This window comes from Sphingomonas sp. BL-S-29 (assembly GCF_055521495.1).
This window is the reverse complement of sequence record NZ_CM145482.1, coordinates 412,080-426,560: the sequence shown is the minus strand read 5'-3', so window position 1 is coordinate 426,560 and position 14,481 is coordinate 412,080. Positions and strand designations below refer to the sequence as shown.

12 protein-coding genes are annotated in these 14,481 nt (G+C 68.8%); 7 read left to right on the top strand and 5 right to left on the bottom strand.

Annotated elements, in window-relative coordinates; all coding sequences use genetic code 11:
- Nucleotides 1-18: 18 nt before the first annotated feature.
- Both ACZ1I2_RS02015 and hemC read right to left on the bottom strand, forming a co-directional pair.
- On the bottom strand, nt 19-699 hold the full coding sequence (locus tag ACZ1I2_RS02015; protein WP_465175293.1) for a uroporphyrinogen-III synthase: 681 nt from the start codon (nt 697-699) through the stop codon (nt 19-21).
- A complete protein-coding gene (gene hemC / locus ACZ1I2_RS02010; protein ID WP_465181647.1) occupies nt 696-1,553 on the bottom strand; it encodes a hydroxymethylbilane synthase in 858 nt (285 codons plus the stop codon). Before hemC ends, ACZ1I2_RS02015 begins: the two co-directional genes overlap by 4 nt.
- A gap of 149 nt (nt 1,554-1,702) precedes the next feature.
- Between hemC and tsaD the strand changes: the two genes are divergently transcribed.
- The 3 genes from tsaD to ACZ1I2_RS01995 are packed head-to-tail and all read left to right on the top strand — an operon-like array spanning nt 1,703 to nt 4,241.
- A complete protein-coding gene (gene tsaD / locus ACZ1I2_RS02005; RefSeq protein ID WP_465171269.1) occupies nt 1,703-2,737 on the top strand; it encodes a tRNA (adenosine(37)-N6)-threonylcarbamoyltransferase complex transferase subunit TsaD in 1,035 nt (344 codons plus the stop codon).
- The gene (locus ACZ1I2_RS02000) at nt 2,734-3,711 is read left to right on the top strand and encodes an NAD(P)H-dependent glycerol-3-phosphate dehydrogenase (RefSeq protein WP_465171270.1); all 978 of its coding nucleotides are present in this window, start codon (nt 2,734-2,736) and stop codon (nt 3,709-3,711) included. The genes tsaD and ACZ1I2_RS02000 overlap by 4 nt, the downstream gene beginning before the upstream one ends.
- Nucleotides 3,711-4,241, top strand: a complete 531-nt coding sequence (locus ACZ1I2_RS01995) for a DUF1697 domain-containing protein (RefSeq protein WP_465175294.1) — start codon at nt 3,711-3,713, stop codon at nt 4,239-4,241. Before ACZ1I2_RS02000 ends, ACZ1I2_RS01995 begins: the two co-directional genes overlap by 1 nt.
- Before the next feature lie 341 nt (nt 4,242-4,582).
- On the opposite strand, the gene ACZ1I2_RS01990 is transcribed toward ACZ1I2_RS01995, so the two are convergent.
- A complete protein-coding gene (locus ACZ1I2_RS01990) occupies nt 4,583-4,750 on the bottom strand; it encodes a DUF1674 domain-containing protein (protein ID WP_465171272.1) in 168 nt (55 codons plus the stop codon).
- A 63-nt stretch (nt 4,751-4,813) separates the two neighbouring features.
- On the opposite strand from ACZ1I2_RS01990, the gene ACZ1I2_RS01985 reads away from it, so the two are divergent.
- Genes ACZ1I2_RS01985 through purH form a run of 4 tightly spaced genes read left to right on the top strand, consistent with a single transcriptional unit; the run spans nt 4,814 to nt 10,167 of the window.
- A complete protein-coding gene (locus ACZ1I2_RS01985) occupies nt 4,814-6,109 on the top strand; it encodes an RsmB/NOP family class I SAM-dependent RNA methyltransferase (protein WP_465175295.1) in 1,296 nt (431 codons plus the stop codon).
- Nucleotides 6,110-6,150: 41 nt separating this feature from the next.
- A complete protein-coding gene (rpe, locus tag ACZ1I2_RS01980; RefSeq protein WP_465175296.1) occupies nt 6,151-6,813 on the top strand; it encodes a ribulose-phosphate 3-epimerase in 663 nt (220 codons plus the stop codon).
- Nucleotides 6,810-8,543 carry a heparinase II/III family protein gene (locus tag ACZ1I2_RS01975; protein ID WP_465175297.1) on the top strand — a complete coding sequence of 578 codons (1,734 nt, stop codon included), beginning with the start codon at nt 6,810-6,812 and terminating at the stop codon, nt 8,541-8,543. Before rpe ends, ACZ1I2_RS01975 begins: the two co-directional genes overlap by 4 nt.
- 40 nt (nt 8,544-8,583) lie before the next feature.
- Nucleotides 8,584-10,167, top strand: coding sequence for a bifunctional phosphoribosylaminoimidazolecarboxamide formyltransferase/IMP cyclohydrolase (gene purH / locus ACZ1I2_RS01970; protein WP_465171275.1), 1,584 nt, complete (start codon nt 8,584-8,586; stop codon nt 10,165-10,167).
- Nucleotides 10,168-10,180: 13 nt separating this feature from the next.
- On the opposite strand, the gene ACZ1I2_RS01965 is transcribed toward purH, so the two are convergent.
- Nucleotides 10,181-11,698, bottom strand: coding sequence for a lipopolysaccharide biosynthesis protein (locus tag ACZ1I2_RS01965; protein ID WP_465175298.1), 1,518 nt, complete (start codon nt 11,696-11,698; stop codon nt 10,181-10,183).
- On the bottom strand, nt 11,695-14,448 hold the full coding sequence (gene polA / locus ACZ1I2_RS01960; protein ID WP_465175299.1) for a DNA polymerase I: 2,754 nt from the start codon (nt 14,446-14,448) through the stop codon (nt 11,695-11,697). Before polA ends, ACZ1I2_RS01965 begins: the two co-directional genes overlap by 4 nt.
- Nucleotides 14,449-14,481: the final 33 nt, after the last annotated feature.

The following is a 14,481-nucleotide window of genomic DNA, read 5'->3' as shown; positions in this document are numbered from 1 at the left end:
CCTTATCCCCGCGCATGCTCACCCGGTCAATCGCGCGTGCGTCGCGATCGCAGCCTCGATCAACGCGGCGTCATTGGGCGCGGCAGCAGTGGCGATCCACGCCCAGCCCGTCCCGGCTGCCGCCGCGACGGCGGGGCTGAACGCAGCGAGACCGACCGATGATCGGGCGAGACCATGCGCGTCGGCCAGTTCGCCGAGGCGGATGGCCGCGCGGGCCGAGTGCAACAGCGCGATCGACCCGCTCAGGGCAGCGAGGTCCGCCGCCGGTACCGGCAGCGGCTCGCTGGCATAGACCGCAATGGCGCGCGCGATCACGCCGCCCGTATCGATCGACCGCTCGCGCCCGCCGAGATGGAGGATACGGGTAAAGCCATGGTCACCGGCGAGCAGAGACGCAGCGTCGGATGTACCCGACACCATGACGTCAAGTCCCGCCGCGCGGCTGATCTCCGCGGTTCTTGCACCCACGGCCAGTACCGGCAGATGCCGCAGCGCCTCCAGTCCCGGCCCGGCGAAGCGGACGGCGTTGGCGCTGGTCAGTAGCAGCGCGTCGAACGCGGCAGGGTTGGGCACGGTCCAGCCAAGCGCGCGAATCTCGAACAGGGGCAGCCGGATCGCACAAAGGCCGAGCGTTTCGATCCGCCCGATGGTCGCGGCATTGCCCGGTTCCGGGCGCAGCACCGCGACGCCTGGCGTCATGCCGCGAACAGCCGCCGCACTGCCGGCGGCGCCCGGTCGAGCAGGTCGCGCGCCAGTTCATCGGCACTGGCGGTATCGCCGATCGCGCCGCTGGTCTCGCCTGAAACATGGCCGCTACCGTCCTCAGCCAGCAGTTCCGCGCGGATCGTCATCCGGTCGCCCTGGATCGTCGCCAGGGCCGCCACCGGGGAATGGCAATCCGCCTGGAGCGCGGCGAGCAGCGCGCGCTCCGCCAGCACGCAGCGATGCGTGTCGACATGGTCGATCCCCGTCAGCCAGCCGATCACCTGTTCGTCATCGGCCCGCGCCTCGATCCCCACCGCGCCCTGGGCCGGGGCCGGCAGCATGACGTCATTGGGGATCGCCACGCCGATATCGAAACGCCCCAGCCGGTCGAGCCCGGCCGCGGCGAGCAGGGTGGCGTCGACTTCGCCCGCCGCCAGCTTGGCGAGCCGCGTATCGACATTGCCGCGGAAGAACACGGTCTCCAGGTCCGGCCGGATCCGTTTGAGCTGCGCGCTGCGCCGCGGCGAGCTGGTCCCGACCACCGCGCCCTGCCGCAGCGCGTCGATGCTGTCGGCGCCGATCAGCCGGTCGCGGACATCGGCGCGCGCCAGCATCGCCGCGATGCGGATCGCCGCCGGCCGGATCGTCTCGACATCCTTCATCGAATGCACCGCGCAATCGATCTCGCCGTCGATCAGGGCGCGGTCCAGCTCCTTGGTCCACAGCGCCTTGCCGCCGATCTCGGCCAGCGCCCGGTCCTGCACCCTGTCGCCGGTCGTCCTGATCGGCACGATCTCGACGGCGTCCTCGCCCCAGCCCTGAAAGGCGCAGATGGCACCCCGCACCATGCCGGCCTGCACGAGCGCAAGCGGCGATCCGCGGGTACCAAGGCGAAGGCGGGGATTGGACAAGGCAGACTCCGTTGGACTGAACGTTTCCGGCCTAGAAGAAAGAGCGGGCCTTCGACAAGCTCGGGGCGACCCGTTAGGGAGGCGCGATGGCACTCATCCTCGGCCTCGAATCGAGCTGCGACGAAACCGCCGCCGCTCTGGTGACCAGCGACCGCCGCGTCCTCGCCCACCGCCTGCTCGGGCAGGAAGCGGAACATCGCCCCTATGGCGGTGTCGTGCCGGAGATCGCGGCACGCGCGCATGTCGAGGCGCTGATCCCGCTGGTCGAAGGCGCGCTGGCCGATGCCGGCGTGACCTTGGCGGACGTCGACGCGATCGCCGCGACCGCCGGGCCCGGGCTGATCGGTGGCGTCATGGTGGGCCTCGTCACCGGCAAGGCGCTGGCGCATGCGGTCGGCAAGCCGCTCATCGCGGTCAATCATCTGGAAGGCCATGCGCTGTCGCCGCGCCTGTCCGATCCCGATCTCGATTTTCCCTATCTGCTGCTGCTCGTCTCTGGCGGCCATTGCCAGCTGCTACTGGTCGAGGGAGTCGCGACCTATCGCCGCCTCGCCACCACGATCGACGACGCGGCGGGCGAAGCCTTCGACAAGACCGCCAAGCTGCTCGGCCTCGGCTTCCCCGGTGGCCCCGCGGTCGAGCGGGCGGCCGAGCTCGGCGATCCGACCGCCGTGCTGCTGCCGCGCCCGCTGAGAGGTTCGGCCGAGCCGCATTTCTCCTTCGCAGGGCTGAAGAGCGCGGTCGCCCGCGCGCGCGATGCCGGCACCTGGAGCGCGGAGGATATCGCCGCGTCCTTCCAGGCGGCCGTGGTCGATTGCCTGATCGATCGGACGACGCAGGCGCTGGGCCGGGCTGACGGCGTGACGTCACTGGTCGTCGCGGGCGGCGTGGCGGCCAACCGGTCGGTCCGCACCGCGCTGCAGGGTCTGGCGACCGCCAGCGGCCTGCGTTTCGTCGCGCCGCCCCTGTGGCTCTGCACTGACAATGCCGCGATGATCGCCTGGGCCGGGGCGGAGCGCTTCGCCATGGGTTTCACCGATCCGCTCGACGTGGCGGCGCGGCCGCGCTGGCCGCTCGATCCGGGGGCGGAGGCTGTGCGCGGCGCGGGAGTGAAGGCATGAGGATCGGAGTCGTCGGTGGCGGGGCCTGGGGCACCGCGCTCGCCAGCGTCGCGGCGCGCGAAGGCGAGCCTGTCCTGCTCTGGGCGCGCGAGCCCGAGGTGGTCGAGGCGGTCAACGCCACGCACCGGAACCCGCTGTTCCTGCCCGACATCGCCTTGCCCGCCTCGATCGAGGCGACCGGGTCGCTCGACGCCGTCTCGGCCTGCGATGCGTTGCTGATCGTCGTCCCCGCCCAGCATATCCGCGGCATCCTCGGCGCCATGCCGATCGGCGCCACGCCGCTGGTGCTCTGCGCCAAGGGCATCGAGGCCGGATCGCGCCTGCTGGTCGGCGAGGTCGCGCGCGCGGTGCATCCCGACGCGCCGATCGCGGTGATCTCGGGCCCGACCTTCGCCTTCGAGGTCGCCCAGGGCAAGCCGACTGCCGTCACGCTTGCCTGCGACAGCGAGGATCTCGGCGCGCGCCTGGCCGATCGTCTCGCCGGCCCGGCGTTCCGGCCCTATTTCTCGTCCGACGTCATCGGCGCGGAGATTGGCGGGGCGGTCAAGAATGTGCTCGCCATCGCCTGCGGCGTGGTCGAGGGCGCCGGGCTTGGCCAGAATGCCCGTGCCGCACTGATCGCTCGCGGGTTCGCCGAGATGACGCGCTTCGGTCTGGCGCGCGGCGCGCGGGCAGAGACGCTGGCCGGCCTTTCGGGGCTGGGCGATCTCGTGCTCACCTGCTCTTCGACCAGCTCGCGCAACTTCTCGCTCGGCATGGGGCTCGGCCAGGGCAAATCGGCGCGCGACCTGATGGCGGATCGCCGCACCGTCGCGGAAGGCGCCTTCACCGCGCCCGTGTTGCGCGAGGCCGCGGCCGAGGTCGGGGCCGACATGCCCGTCACCGAAGCCGTCTGCGCGCTGCTCGACGGCGCGGACGTGCGAGAAGTCGTCGGCGCGCTGCTGGCGCGGCCGCTCACCCGGGAGGATCAGTGATGCGCTGGGCAGCCCTGCTCAAGGGGATCAATATCGGGGGCAAGAAGATCCCGATGACCGAGTTGAAGGCGCTGGTCGAGAAGATCGGCCATCGTGACGTCAAGACGCTGCTCGCCTCGGGCAATGTCGTCTTTACCGCCACCGAGACTGACGGGGCGAAACTGGAAAAGGCCCTGGAGGAGGCACTCGCCGCCTGGGGCCTGAAGACCGAGGTCGTGGTGCGCAATCTGAAGGAACTGGAAGCGGTGATCGCCGCGAACCCCTTTCCGGACGCCGCAAAGGCCCATCCCAACCATCTGCTGGTGTCGTTCCACCGCGACCCGGTGCCGGACGGGCTGATCGAGAAAATCCCTGCCATCTATGACGGACCCGAGCTTCTGAAGGCGATCGACCGCGAGCTGTTCATCGATTTCCCGGTGGATGTCGGGCATTCGAAGCTGCTGCCGGCAATGGCGAAGGTGAAATTCCCGAAGCTCGCGACGATGCGCAACTGGAATACGGTGCAAAAACTGCGGGACTTGCTGGCCTGACTGCCATCGGCGAGGCGGCGGTCGATTCAAATGCTCGCAACCGACGATAGCATGATGGACGAGTCGTGCTTCATCGCCCTCCCCGCTCTTTCGCATCGTCGGTCGTCAACGGTTCGCGTCATGGTCAAGCCGGCGCTTGTCATGGCCAGATTTTCCCTGTTCCGGGCCATGGCGTTCCCTGTTATCGGATAACAGGGAAATGGTCTTCAACCTGTTGTTGAAGCACGGGAAATCCGGGCGCGAAATCCAATCTGACCGGGGAAAAAGCGCGAAAAAATAAAATACGGATTTAACAGGGAAAAACAGCGAAAAAGTCGTCGCGGAAGGGACGATTCGCGACGTCAGAAATCGACTGCGATGCCCTTGAGCGTCCAGTCGCCATAGCGCGTCGGATCGAGCCCGGGCGGGTCGTTTTCCGCCTCTGGCGCGGGCTGGGGATCGGGTTTCGGCACCGGCGGGCTCTTGGAAAGATAGGCTGGCGGCTTCACATGTGGCGGGCGGCGGCCCATGGCGGTTCATCCCGGATGCTGCTTGCCACCCCATCCACCCGTCACGACATGAGTTCAAGCGATTTGACCCGACCTCCACGCCAATCCTCCGACCGCCCCGCCGATCCGCCGGGCGTGCCCGCCCGCCGCGCCGCGCTGAAGCTGCTCGATGCGGTGCTGCGCCAGGGCCTGCCGCTCGAGGTAGCGCTCGACCGCGCGACTCAGGGGATCGATCGCAGCGACGATCGCGCGCTCGCGCATGCCATCGCCGCCGAGACGCTGCGTCGCCTGCCCGATCTCGACCTGCTGATCGATTCGGCGACGCGCAGCCGCCTGCCCGATGACGCCAAGGCGCGCTTCGCCCTGCGTATCGCTTTGGTCCAGGCACTGGCGCTCGGCACGCCGCCGCACGCCGCGATCTCCACCGTGCTGCCGCTGGTCGATGGCGGCCCGCGCAAGCTGGTCCATGGCGTATTCGGCACCCTGATGCGCGGCGCCGCCACGCTCCCGGAATTTCCGACCTTGCCCGAGGATGTCGAGGCGCGCTGGCAGAATGCCTGGGGCGAGGACCAGGTCGGCGCCGCCGAACGCGCCATTGCCGTGCCCCCGCCGCTCGATCTGACCCTCGCCGATCCGGCCGCTACCGAAGTGTTGGCCGAGGAAATGGAGGGCATTTCGCTGCTCCCCGGCCATATCCGCCTCGCCAGCACGAACGTTCGCGAACTTCCGGGCTTCGAAGAAGGCGGCTGGTGGGTGCAGGATATCGCGGCCTCGCTGCCCGCCCGGCTGATCGGCAAGGGACAGGGTATCGCGCTCGATCTCTGCTCGGCGCCCGGCGGCAAGACGATGCAGCTCGCCAGCGCCGGCTGGAGCGTGACGTCGGTCGATTCCTCGGACAACCGCCTGGCGCGGCTTCGCGAGAATCTGGAGCGCACGCATCTCGACGCGACGGTGATCGCCGCCGATCTGCTCAAATGGTCGCCCGATGCGCCCGCCGATGCCGTGCTGCTCGACGCGCCGTGCAGCGCGACCGGCATCTTCCGCCGCCATCCCGATGTGCTCCACCGCGTGAACCCCCGGGTGATCGCCGAAATGGCCCGCGTTCAGGCGCAATTGCTCGCCCGCGCGGCCAAATGGGTCAAGCCCGGCGGCACCCTGGTCTATGCCACCTGCTCGCTCGAACGCGCCGAGGGTGAGGAGCAGCTCATGGCGTTCCTCGCGGCCCAGCCCGATTTCACGATCGATCCGGTCCGCGACGAGGAATTGCCCAGCGGCATCGCGCCGCATCAGCGCGGCTGGGTGCGTACCCTGCCCGGCATGCTCGGCGAGGAAGGCGGCTGTGACGGCTTCTTCATCGCCCGATTGCGCCGTGCCGCCTGACTTGCCTTGCGGGGCGACTCAGCCATGCTAAGGAATCGGTCATGCAACAGCCTGTCCGTATCGCCCCTTCGATCCTCTCCGCCGATTTCGCGCGCCTCGGCGAGGAAGTGCGTGCGATCGATGCGGCTGGCGCCGACTGGATCCATGTCGATGTGATGGACGGCCATTTCGTGCCCAACATCACGATCGGCCCGGCCGTGGTGAAGGCGCTTCGCCCGCACACGACCAAGCCGCTCGACGTCCATCTGATGATCGCGCCGGTCGATGCGTTCCTCGACCAGTTCGCCGGGGCCGGTGCAGACACCATCAGCATCCATGTCGAGGCCGGGCCGCACACGCACCGCAGCCTCCAGCACATCCGCAAGCTGGGCAAGCGTGCCGGCGTGGTGCTGACGCCGCAGACGCCGGCCAAGGCGCTCGATTACCTGCTCGAGGAAGTCGATCTGGTGCTGGTGATGAGCGTCAATCCCGGTTTTGGCGGCCAGGGCTTCATCGCCAGCGCGCTGCGCAAGATCGAAAGCGTGCGCAAGATGATCGACAAGGCCGGGCTCAGCGTCGATCTCGAAGTCGATGGCGGCATCGATCCGGTCACCGCGCGTGAGGCGATCGCCGCCGGCGCCGACGCGCTGGTGGCGGGTACCGCGACCTTCCGCGGCGGCGCCTCGGCCTATGCCGCCAATATCCTTGCCTTGAGAGGCGGGTGAAGGACCACGATCGCGATTCCGGCGCCGACGGCATCGAAGAAGGCAAGCGGCTGATTCGATCGGGGGGCGACAAGGGCCTGTCGCTTGCCGAGCGTCTCTCGGAATATCTCCACCGCCTGACCTGGAAGACGCCGATCCACGGCATGCGGCTGAAGGGCCGGCATCCGCTGAAGCTGATCGCGGTGCCGGACGATCCTTTTCCGGGCGATCCGCGTCGCGGCCAGGCGATGCTCGAGGGAACACTGAACCTGCGTGGCGAAATCCGGGTCATCGCCGACCTCGATTTGGCCGCGCCCGATTTCTCGCGCGCCTTTGGCGATTATCTTCACGGCTTCCTGTGGCTGCGCGACCTTTCCACCGCCGCGCCGCGCCGCCAGGCGACGCCGATCGCCGAGGATCTGATGCGCCGCTGGCTCGCCGCACATGCCGACAAGGTCAGCGAGCCGGCCTGGCGCGCCGATCTGTGGGGCCGCCGCATCCTGCTCTGGGCCGCCCATGCGCCGCTGATCCTGTCGAGCACTGACCTGGTCTATCGCAGCCTCGTCCTCAACACGCTGGCCCGCGGCGCGCGCCACATCGATCGCGGCGCGGACAAGCTCCCGCCCGGCGCCCCCCGGGTCGCGGCGTTGTGCGGCGTGGTCGCGGCCGGCCTGCTGATTCCGGGCGGCGATGCGCGGCGCGGCGCGGCTGAGTCCGCGCTGGCCAAGGCGCTGTCGGTCTCGGTGTTCGAGGATGGCGGCAGCGTGGCGCGCTCGCCCATGGCGCAGCTCGACATCATCATGCTGCTGACCAGCCTGAAGCATGTCTATGCCGCCCGCCGCCTGGTCGAACCGCCGGCCATCGCCGCGGTGCTGGCGCGCATGGTGCCGGCGCTGCTCGGCGTGTGTCTCGGCGATCACGGGCTTTCCAGCTGGCAGGGCGGGGGCCCTGTCCGGGGCGAGACGCTCGACGCGATCATCGCCGCGACCGGGATTCGCGCACGGCCGCTCCGCCAGGCGCGCGACTGGGGCTATCAGCGGCTCGCCGCCGGTGCCGCGGTGCTGATCATGGATGCGGCGCCCCCGCCGATCGCCCGGCTGGTCGAGGGCGGTTGCGCCTCGACGCTCGCGTTCGAACTCTCCGACGGGCCGCACCGCCTCGTCGTCAATTGCGGCGGCGCCCGCGCTGCCGTCGCGCAGCTGCCCGCCGCGCTCGCCGATGGCCTGCGCACCACCGCCGCGCATTCGACCCTGGTCGTCGGCGACAGCAATTCGACCGCGATCCATGCCGACGGGACGCTCGGCCGGGGTGTCGCCGAAGTCGAGCTGACGCGCCAGGAAAGCGAGGCGTCGAGCCGGATCGAGGCAAGCCATGACGGCTATGCCAGGCGGTACGGCTTCCTCCACCGCCGCCAGCTCGTCATGACCGGCGACGGGCGCGAGGTGCGCGGCGAGGACATGCTCCTGCCCGCGAGCAAGAAGCGCGCGCTCGCCGCGACGGCCTTCGCGGTCCGTTTCCATCTCGGCCAGGGCGTCTCGGTCTCGCCCACGGCGGACGGCATGGCCGCGCTTCTGCGCCTGCCGGGTGGGGTGTTGTGGCAGTTCCGCTGCCGCGGCGGCACGCTGACGATCGAGGACAGCCTGTGGATCGACGGCGACGGCCGCCCCCAGTCGACCCAGCAGCTCGTCGTCTCCGGCGAATCGCCCGCCGGCGGCGCCAATGTCAGCTGGACCTTGAAGCGCGCGACCTGAGGCGGCAGAGGGGCGCGCAATCCTTACCCCCGGAGTGCCCATGACCGCCATCACCATCCGCCGCGCCCTGTTGTCGGTATCCGACAAGACCGGCATCGTCGATCTCGGCCGGGCGCTCGCCCGCCACGGCGTGGAGCTGGTCTCGACCGGCGGCACCGCTGCGGCGCTGCGCGACGCCGGGCTCGCAGTGCGCGACATCTCGGACCTGACCGGCTTTCCCGAAATGATGGACGGCCGGGTCAAGACGCTCCATCCCAAGGTGCATGGCGGCCTGCTCGCCGTGCGCGACGATGCGGCGCATGTCGCCTCGATGGAGGAGCATGGCATCGGCGCGATCGACCTGGTGGTGGTCAACCTCTATCCCTTCCTCCAGACAGTGATGAAGGGCGCCGACCGGCCCGAGATCATCGAGAACATCGATATCGGCGGCCCGTCGATGGTCCGCTCGGCGGCGAAGAACCACGCGTTCGTCGCGATCGTCACTGACCCCACCGATTACGAGGCGCTGATCGCCGAGATGGACGCGGGCGCCGGCGCGACCACCCTGGAACTGCGCAAGCGCCTCGCCGCGCGCGCCTTTGCCGCGACGGCTGCCTATGACGGCATGATCGCAAGCTGGTTCGGTTTCGCCGATCAGGGCGAGGCCTTTCCGGAAACCCTGCCGATCACGCTGAAGCGCGGCGCGACGCTGCGCTATGGCGAGAATCCGCATCAGTCGGCCGCCTTCTACACCGCCACCGGCCCGGCCGCGCGCGGCGTCGGCCAGGCGCGCCAGGTGCAGGGCAAGGAACTCAGCTACAATAATTACAACGATGCCGATGCCGCGCTCGAGCTGGTCAGCGAATTCCGCGATGCCGCGCCGACCGTGGTCATCGTCAAGCACGCCAATCCTTGCGGCGTCGCCACTGCCGCGACGATCGAACAGGCCTATGCCGAGGCCTTTGCCTGCGACACGGTCTCGGCGTTTGGCGGCATCATCGCGCTCAACCGCGCGCTCGACGAAGCGACCGCGCGCGCCATCTCGGGCATCTTCACCGAGGTGGTGATCGCCCCCGATGCCGACGAAGCCGCGCTCGCCATCTTCGCCGCGAAGAAGAACCTGCGCCTGTTGCTCACCGGTGACCTGCCCGATGCGGCGCGCAACGGCATTATGGCCAAGTCGATCACCGGCGGCTGGCTGGTCCAGACCCGCGATAACGGCGCGGCGCCCGAGCTCAGGGTGGTGACGAAGCGCCAGCCGACCGAGGCCGAGCTCGCCGATTGCCGCTTCGCCTGGACCGTGGCCAAGCACGTCAAGTCGAACGCGATCGTCTATGCCAGGGACGGCGCCACCGCTGGGATCGGCGCCGGGCAGATGAACCGCCTCGAATCCGCCCGCATCGCCGCCTGGAAAGCAAAGGACGCCGCCGACAAGGCCGGCTGGGCCATACCGCGCACGATCGGCTCGGCCGTCGCCTCGGATGCCTTTTTCCCCTTCGCCGATGGCCTGCTCGCTGCGGTCGAGGCGGGGGCGACCGCCGTCATCCAGCCGGGCGGCTCGATCCGCGACGACGAGGTGATCGCGGCGGCGGACGAAGCGGGGCTGGCGATGGTGTTCACCGGCATGCGCCACTTCCGGCATTGATCTTCGGGGATCCTCAGGTCGGCAGCGCGTCTTCCGCCGCGGGGATCTTGCCGAACAGCGCGCGGTCCTCGGGGCCGAACGCCCAGCGGTGCAGCACGAACACATAGGTGGCGAGGATCACCGGCACGCCGATGATCAGCTCGGCCCATTCATAGCGCCTGGGCAGCGAGGTGAAGAGCGAGCCGACCGCGATCGCGGCGACCGCGGCCCAGAGCAAGGGCCATCGGAACCCCGATACCCGCGCCTTGAGCAGGCGCGACAGGAAGCTCGCCTTGACGATCGAGCTGATCGCGAGCGAGATCAGCAAGGCGACGGCAGGTCCCGCCGCCTGGAAATTGACCGGCCAGCCGATCGCCCGCATCCCGAAGATCAGGCCGAAGCTCAGCGCGACCTGAAAGCCCAGCATGAAGAGCGAGATCGCCAGGTTCCGCATCCGCGCGACATAGACCAGCGCCGATTCGCACACCGCCCCGGTCGATGCCGCCACTTCGGCGGTCAGCAGGAAGGCGAGCGCCGCGGTGCCGGCGACGAATTGCGGACCGATCACGCCCATCACGGCCTCGCCTGGGATCGATCCCACCAACGCCAGGCCGGCCTGCGCCGCCATGATCCAGAAACCGACCTGGCGCACCTGCGCTGCCACTGCCTCGCGGTCGTCCCGGGCCAGGCTCGCGGTGATCACCGGCCCCAGGATTGGATCGAAGCTGGTCTTCAGCTTGGCGGGCAGCGAGGCGACCTGCTGCGCCATATAATAGATGCCGACGATCTTCGGTTCGAACATCACGCCCAGGATGAAGCGGTCGACGTTGCGCGTGCTCCATTCGATCGCATCGGCGCCCGCCAGCGGCACGTTGCGGCTGGCCATGGCGAACAGCCGCACCACACGCGGCCGCCAGCCATAGGGCAGGCCATAGCTGCGGATGAACGGGATCAGCGAGGCGACCAGCGCCGCCGCCATCGACAGGATATAGGCATAAAACAGCCCGTCGCGCAGCGAGACGAAGGAAAAGGCATAGGCCGCGACGCTGATCGTCCAGGGCTCGACGACCGCCCGGGCCGTCACGGTCGCCTTCACGTTGCGGCGATAGGCCAGCGCCGCCAGGCTGACATCGGACCAGGCGACGGCGAAGACGATGCACGGCAGCCACCGGTCCATTCCCTGGATCGGGCTGTTGGGGAACATGATCTCGGGGATGGCGATCAGCACGCTGCTCGCGATCAGCGAGGCGCAGAACGCCACCGCCATCGCATCCCAGGCGACATGGACATGCGGCCGCTCGGACGAGGACAGCGCCTGGGCGAGCCCGCGCTTCAGCCCGAGCGTCGCCAGCAGCGCGGCGAGCTCGACCACCACCACGGCCAGCGCGAACCGGCCGACGATGTCCGGGCCATAGACCCGGCCAGCGATGAACAGGAAAGGCAGCCGCGCCAGCAGCCGCAATGCGAAGCCGAGGATGTTGGTCCGCCCGCCCTTGGCAAGCGCCTTCAGATCCTCGGTGCCCCCGTCATCGGCGGCGACCGGATTGGTCAATGCGCCGCTCCCCAGCTGGCGCCGACGCCGATCTCGATCCCGAGCGGCACGCTGAGCACCACGGCAGGCTCGGCCGCGGTCGCCATGACGCGCTCGATCACTGGCTTGGCCGCCTCGACGTCGCCCTCGGGCAGCTCGAACACCAGTTCGTCATGCACCTGCAGCAGCATGCGCACCTTGGGCAGTCCGGCTTCGAGCAGCGCCGGGCCCATCCGCACCATCGCGCGCTTGATGATGTCGGCGCTGGTGCCCTGGATCGGCGCGTTGATCGCGGCGCGCTCGGCGCCCTGGCGCTCGTGCTGAATCTTGGATTTCAGCCGCGGGAAATGCGTCTTCCGGCCGAACAGCGTTTCGGTATAGCCCTTCTCGCGCGCCTTCTCGGTCGTCTCGACGATATAATGGTTGATGCCCGGGAAGCGCTCGAAATAGCGGTCGATCATGCCCTGCGCTTCGTCCGCGGTGACGTCCAGCCGCCCAGCCAGGCCCCAGCGCGAGATGCCGTATAGGATCGCGAAGTTGATCGTCTTGGCGCGACCGCGCGTGTCGCGATTGACCTCGCCGAACAGCTCCTGCGCGGTGAGGCTGTGGATGTCGTCGCCATTGGCGAACGCTGCCTTCAACGCGGGCACGTCGGCCATATGGGCGGCGAGCCGGAGTTCGATCTGCGAATAATCGGCGGCGAGCAGGACATTGCCCGATTCGGCGACGAACGCATCGCGGATCTGGCGGCCGATCTCGGTGCGGATCGGGATGTTCTGCAGGTTGGGGTCAGTCGAGGACAAGCGCCCGGTCTGTGCGCCGGTCAGCGAATAGCTGGTGTGGACGCGCGCCGTCTCCGGGTTGATCTGCGCCTGCAACGCGTCGGTATAGGTGGATTTCAGCTTGGACAGCTGGCGCCATTCGAGCACCTGGCGGGCGATCTCCTTGCCCGGCGAGTCCAAGTCCGCGGCGATTCGCTCCAGCTCGTTGACGTCCGTCGAATAGACGCCCGACTTGCCCTTGCGCCCGCCCTTGATGCCCATCCGCTCGAACAGCACGTCACCCAGTTGCTTGGGGCTGCCGATGGTGAAGGGGCCGCCGGCAAGGCCGTGGATCTCGGTCTCCAGCGCGGCGATCGAATGCGCGAACTCGGTGGAAAGCTGGGCAAGTCTTTCGCGGTCGACCTTGATGCCGTGCCGTTCCATCCGGGCGATGACGGGGGCGAGCGGCCGGTCGACCATCTCGTACACGCGGGTCGCGCCCTCGGCCGGCAGGCGCGGCTTGAACCGGCGCCACAGTCTCAGGGTGACGTCGGCGTCCTCGGCGGCGTAGCGGGTGGCCGATGCCAGGTCGATCTCGTTGAACTGCAACTGGCTCTTGCCGGTGCCGACCACGTCCTTGAACGCGATGCAGCTGTGCGACAGGTGAGTCGCGGCGAGTTCGTCCATGCCGTGGCCGTGCAGGCCGGCGTCGAGATCGAAGCTCATCAGGATCGTGTCGTCATGCGGCGCGACATCGATGCCCAGCCGCCCGAGCACGATCATGTCATATTTGAGATTGTGCCCGATCTTGAGCACGCCCGGATCCTCGAACAGCGGTCCGAGCTTCTCCAGCGCCACGGCCGGCGCGATCTGGTCGGGCTTCTCGGCGAACAGCCCGGTGCCGCCATGCGCGAGCGGGATGTAGCACGCCTTGTTCGGGGCGAGCGCCATGCTGATCCCGACCAGCTCGGCCCGGGTCGCATCCACGCCGGTCGTCTCGGTGTCGATCGCGACCCAGCCCTGGCGCCGCGCCTCGGCGATCCAGCGGTCGAGCGCCGTCTCGTCGATCACCGTTTCATAACCGTCGTGATCGCAGGGCGGGTCCTCCTCCTGCGGCACGCTCTTCGGCGCTTCGACCGGCGCATCGGCGACGGCGGAAAGCTTGGCGAGCAGCGACTTGAAGCCGTGATGCTCCAGGAACGCGCGCAGCGGCGCCGCGGGAATGCCCTGCAGCTCGAGCGATTCGAGCGGCTCGGCGAGCGGCGCATCGTCCTTCAGGGTGACCAGCACGCGCGAGAGGCGGGCATTGTCGGCATGTTCGATCAGATTGTCGCGCAGCTTGCCCGGCTTCATCGACGGGGCGGCGGCGAGCACGCCTTCGATATCGCCATGTTCCTGGATCAGCTTGGCCGCGGTCTTCGGGCCCACGCCCGGCACGCCCGGGACGTTGTCGACGCTGTCGCCCATCAGGCCCAGCACATCGCCCAGCCGGTCGGGCATCACGCCGAACTTCTCCATGACATGCTCGGCCCCGAGCCGCCGGTTGTTCATCGTGTCGTACAGGTCGAGCCCCGGCTCGATCAGCTGCATCAGGTCCTTGTCGGAGCTGACGATGGTCACCGACCAGCCCTCGCGCAGCGCGGCCTTGGCATAGCTGGCGATGATGTCGTCCGCCTCCAGCCCGTCCTCCTCGATGCAGGGCAGCGAAAAGGCGCGCGTGGCGTCGCGAATCATCGGGAACTGGGGCACCAGGTCCTCGGGCGGCGGCGGACGCTGCGCCTTGTATTTGTCGTAGAGTTCGTTGCGGAACGTATGGCTCGATTTGTCGAGGATCACCGCCATATGCGTCGGCCCATCGGCCTTGTGCAGCTCGTCGGCGAGCTTCCACAACATGGTGGTATAGCCATAGACCGCGCCGACGGGTTCGCCGTGCACGTTGGTCAGCGGGGGAAGCCGGTGATAGGCGCGGAAGATATAACCCGAGCCGTCGACGAGGTAGAGATGAGGCATGGCGGGTGGATAGCAGCGTGGAGCGCTTGCCCC

Bases quoted from the DNA above. Each gene is read 5' to 3' on its own strand.
- ACZ1I2_RS02015 (WP_465175293.1), bottom strand. From the start codon at position 699: ATGACGCCAGGCGTCGCGGTGCTGCGCCCGGAACCGGGCAATGCCGCG.
- hemC (WP_465181647.1), bottom strand. From the start codon at position 1,553: ATGGTGCGGGGTGCCATCTGCGCCTTTCAGGGCTGGGGCGAGGACGCC.
- tsaD (WP_465171269.1), top strand. From the start codon at position 1,703: ATGGCACTCATCCTCGGCCTCGAATCGAGCTGCGACGAAACCGCCGCC.
- ACZ1I2_RS02000 (WP_465171270.1), top strand. From the start codon at position 2,734: ATGAGGATCGGAGTCGTCGGTGGCGGGGCCTGGGGCACCGCGCTCGCC.
- ACZ1I2_RS01995 (WP_465175294.1), top strand. From the start codon at position 3,711: ATGCGCTGGGCAGCCCTGCTCAAGGGGATCAATATCGGGGGCAAGAAG.
- ACZ1I2_RS01990 (WP_465171272.1), bottom strand. From the start codon at position 4,750: ATGGGCCGCCGCCCGCCACATGTGAAGCCGCCAGCCTATCTTTCCAAG.
- rpe (WP_465175296.1), top strand. From the start codon at position 6,151: ATGCAACAGCCTGTCCGTATCGCCCCTTCGATCCTCTCCGCCGATTTC.
- purH (WP_465171275.1), top strand. From the start codon at position 8,584: ATGACCGCCATCACCATCCGCCGCGCCCTGTTGTCGGTATCCGACAAG.
- polA (WP_465175299.1), bottom strand. From the start codon at position 14,448: ATGCCTCATCTCTACCTCGTCGACGGCTCGGGTTATATCTTCCGCGCC.